The organism is Clostridium sp. (assembly GCF_016650095.1).
Classification (GTDB): domain Bacteria; phylum Bacillota; class Clostridia; order Clostridiales; family Clostridiaceae; genus Clostridium_AD.
On the sequence record NZ_JAENWL010000353.1, the window covers coordinates 1 to 3,956 of the forward strand.

A 3,956-nucleotide genomic window follows, 5' to 3' on the forward strand; every position below is an offset into this window, starting at 1 on the left:
AAAATGTATATTTACCATATTTGATATATCTCTAACCTGTTTAAGAAGTTCATCTTTATGTTTATTTTCTAGTTCTAGTTCTAGTTCTACTGATTTATCAAAGTGATCTTCAATAGACTTTTTATTTCTTCCTGTAATAATCAATATTTCTTCTATACCAGATGCAACTGCTTCCTCTATAATATATTGCATTGTAGGCTTATCAACTATAGGTAACATTTCTTTTGGTAGTGCCTTTGTTGCAGGCAAAAACCTTGTTCCAAGTCCCGCTGCTGGTATTATTGCTTTTCTTATTCTCATGTAAATTCTCTCCTTTTTATCTCAAGTAATTTTAACTATTTTCTCTATCGTCCTAATGTGATTGTTTTCTACAATTTTCGCATTATTATTCAACTTTAATTTATGTATTTTACAAGGTTATCAAATAAAAGTTACTTTACTATAAGGTTGAGTATACCATAATGCTACAAAATGTGTGTAAAGTGTCTGTAACGTTTTTATAAATTTTCTATTCTATTCGACATAATATTATCTTTTTTACATTTTTATGAGTTTTTTTGTCATCGACTTAAGTGTAACTTGATTTCCCATGACAAATCCAGTCAAAATTATTACCAATTCACTGTAAACGTATTGATTTTACTATACTAATACGCAATTTTATAATTCCACGCAAAAAAAAATCAGAAGTTATAACTTCTGATTTTCTATGAATTTTATACACTTAATACCTCTTACACTTTGGTTTTACTTTCCCCTCTTTTTCAAATGCTAATAATGCGTTAACCTCTCCACCTAGTAATATTATTATGGAAGTTATATAAAGCCACAGCATAAGGACTATCACAGTCCCAATACCCCCATATATATTAGAAAAATTATTGAAATTATTCACATAATATGCAAAACCTAAAGATGATATTAACCATCCTAAAGTACTAACGATAGCCCCAGGCATTACCTCTCTCCAAGTAAGTCTTCTACATGGAGTAAAATGATATAATGCTGCAAATATAAATACCATTCCCACTAGAGTTACCAGATATCTTATAATATCCCAGTTTAACATAAACCTACTAGATAATTGGAATCGTTGTACAATAACCCCACCTATCATTTGTCCAAATACTACTAATGCTACTGCGATTATAATAACAAGTGCTAGTCCTACCATAAATAATATAGATATAGCTAATATTTTTAAGTATGGTCTTGTTTCTTCCTCATCGTATGCTTTGTTTAATCCCTTTATTATAGATGTGAAACCACTAGATCCTGACCAAAGTATACCTACTATACTTAGTGATAACAAATTCCCATTTCTTGAATCCACCACTTCTATAACCGTAGCGTAAATCAAATCAAAAGTACTCTTAGGTATCACTTGCCCTAAATATATTAACACATCCGAACTTTGTAGATTACTATAACCGAGCATAGTAAGTAGTAAGACTAAAAAAGGAAAAAATGATAATAATAAATAATACGTAAGCTGAGCTGCCAAGGCAGTAATATCATCATCAATAACCCTACATAAAAGTTCTTTTAAATTATTTAACATATAGCACCACCTTTGACAATTAAAAATTTGAATATTATTTACATTTACGTATTCTATCCTTACTCTGATATAATATGTATTATAGAAAGATATTATTAGTAATCAGTTAAAAGGAGGTCAATAATATGAAATTAGCATTAGCCCAATTAGATATTATCTTTGAAGATAAAACTAAAAATAAAGAAACTGTACAACAATTCATAAAACATGCAGTTACCGAAAAGGTGGATATGATACTATTTCCTGAAATGACTTTAACGGGTTTTTCTATGAATACTTCTTTAATAGGTGAAATCCATAGTGAATCCCTAGAATTTTTCAAGGAAATGAGTTCTAAATTTAATATTTTAATAGGCTTTGGATATGTAGAAGACACGTTGCACTGCAAAAATAAATACTGTGTAGTGGCGCCTTCTGATGTGCCTGATGGCGGTGTTCTTATAAATTACACTAAAATTCATCCTTTTTCCTTTGGAAATGAAACTAAATTTTATGAAAGTGGATATGAAATAAATCTCTTTCACGCTTTAGATTTTACTATTGCCCCTTTCATATGCTACGATTTACGCTTTCCAGAAATATTTCAAATAGCTTCAAAGACCGCGAGCCTAATTACTGTTGCAGCTAATTGGCCAATCGATCGCCGTGAACACTGGATTACCCTATTAAAAGCAAGAGCCATAGAAAATCAATGCTTTATTGCTGGAGTAAATCGGGTTGGAGAAGGAAATGGATTAAACTATAGTGGAGACTCCATGATTATAGATCCACTTGGAAATATAATCAGCACCTTATATATGGAAGAAGGTCTAATTATAGCTGATATAAATAAGGAGAATGTAACTGTAGTTAGAGAAAGTTTTTGGCTTAAGAAAGATAGAAAAGAAACACTGTACTATAATATGTATTCAAGTAAATAACAAGTCAGTATGCGAGACTATCCTAGGATAGTCTATTTTGACTTGTTATTTATTTTCATATCCCTTACTATTCTGATGTATTTTCAGACAATTACAAATTTATCCACAATTTAAAGAAAGTTATCCCCCAAAAGAGGATAACTTTCTATAATTATATGCTTAATAAACCCTATTATGCTAATAATACAGTTTTTACGAAAATTTATTGAATTTTACGGAATAGTTATCCACAGGTTTAAAATATATCTTAATATGCTTTCTATTTATAAAGTTTCTTTTCCATCATGAATCGTTCAAGTTTAGCTATTATATTCTATAATAAATCTTTGTATAATCTTGTCCTTATTATACCCTCAAAAGGTTAAAATTTCAAGGTAAAATTATGGAATTTATAAAGTTTTGTAAACGTTTATATAATATATGAATTTTTTAAATATTTATCATAACACTATATACTTTTATATTCATATTCCTAATTTATATTTATAAAGAAGAGTATAAATTACATCCCCGTTATTTGCAAGAAAGAACAAATAAAGCTAGAAATTTCATAATTACTATTGCAACATATTTTCAGATAATTATAGGTTTATCCACAATTTGAATAAAGTTATCCCCCAAAAGAGGATAACTTCTTATATTTATATGATTTATAAACCATATTATGTCAATAAATACAGTTTTTATAAAAAATTATTTAATTTTATTAAATACTTATCCACAGGCTTAAACTTATCTTATTGATTTTCACATCGCCTTTATTATACCTTCAAAAGTCTAAAGTTTCAAGACAAAACCGTGAAAATTAAATGATTTTATAAATGTATTTTAAAAATACAAATACTTGGACTATAAGTATTAATGGTATTCCTATTACAAACTTATTATGCTTGGTTTTATGCCTAAATAAACGCATGCCTATAAAAATTCCCAAAGCACCAAAAGCAAAAGCGATCGTAAAAATAGTGCTCTCTTTCGTCCTCCATCTTCCTTTCTTTGATTTATTCTTATCTGAATACATCACAAAAATACCGTATAGATTAATAGCCAAAATATAACATAAAAATAATTCCATATTTTTCAACCTCCGTTATTGAATATCATTTGTTTCCAGACTCATTATATACCATCTGCCATGCTTTTACATACTTTCGTTTTCATGATTATAACTAATAATATTATTTATAAATGATTAAAATTCAAAATCTTGTCCATAATTTAATATGAATCCATTTATTTTATTCACAAAAAATACTGCAAAGGGTCCCCCCTAATGCAGTATTTTTTTATGTTTTAAATGCGGACTATATAAAATTCTTGCGAGACTACACATAATATAATCAACTCATTAAAATTACTCAATCTAACTTATCATTTAGCGTTCGCCTGCAAGGCACGCCCGATAACTCCATACATAACTGCATGAAATTTCTCCGAAGTGACTTGCAATAAGAAGCGCAGAAACATTGAAATTT

4 protein-coding genes are annotated in these 3,956 nt (G+C 28.6%); 1 reads left to right on the top strand and 3 read right to left on the bottom strand.

The annotated features are described in order from the left end of the window. Positions 1-300 (bottom strand): sugar phosphate nucleotidyltransferase (locus tag JJE11_RS16060; protein WP_291637436.1); only part of this gene is annotated, 300 nt, incomplete at its 3' end. Between the two features lie 424 nt (positions 301-724). Beyond that, a complete protein-coding gene (locus JJE11_RS16065) occupies positions 725-1,561 on the bottom strand; it encodes a YihY/virulence factor BrkB family protein (RefSeq protein WP_291637438.1) in 837 nt (278 codons plus the stop codon). Positions 1,562-1,686: 125 nt separating this feature from the next. On the opposite strand from JJE11_RS16065, the gene JJE11_RS16070 reads away from it, so the two are divergent. Next, positions 1,687-2,481: a nitrilase-related carbon-nitrogen hydrolase gene (locus JJE11_RS16070; protein ID WP_291637440.1), complete on the top strand. Its 795-nt coding sequence runs from the start codon at positions 1,687-1,689 to the stop codon at positions 2,479-2,481. Between the two features lie 805 nt (positions 2,482-3,286). Here the strand turns inward: JJE11_RS16070 and JJE11_RS16075 are convergent. Then, positions 3,287-3,556 carry a DUF1294 domain-containing protein gene (locus JJE11_RS16075; RefSeq protein WP_291637442.1) on the bottom strand — a complete coding sequence of 90 codons (270 nt, stop codon included), beginning with the start codon at positions 3,554-3,556 and terminating at the stop codon, positions 3,287-3,289. Positions 3,557-3,956: the final 400 nt, after the last annotated feature.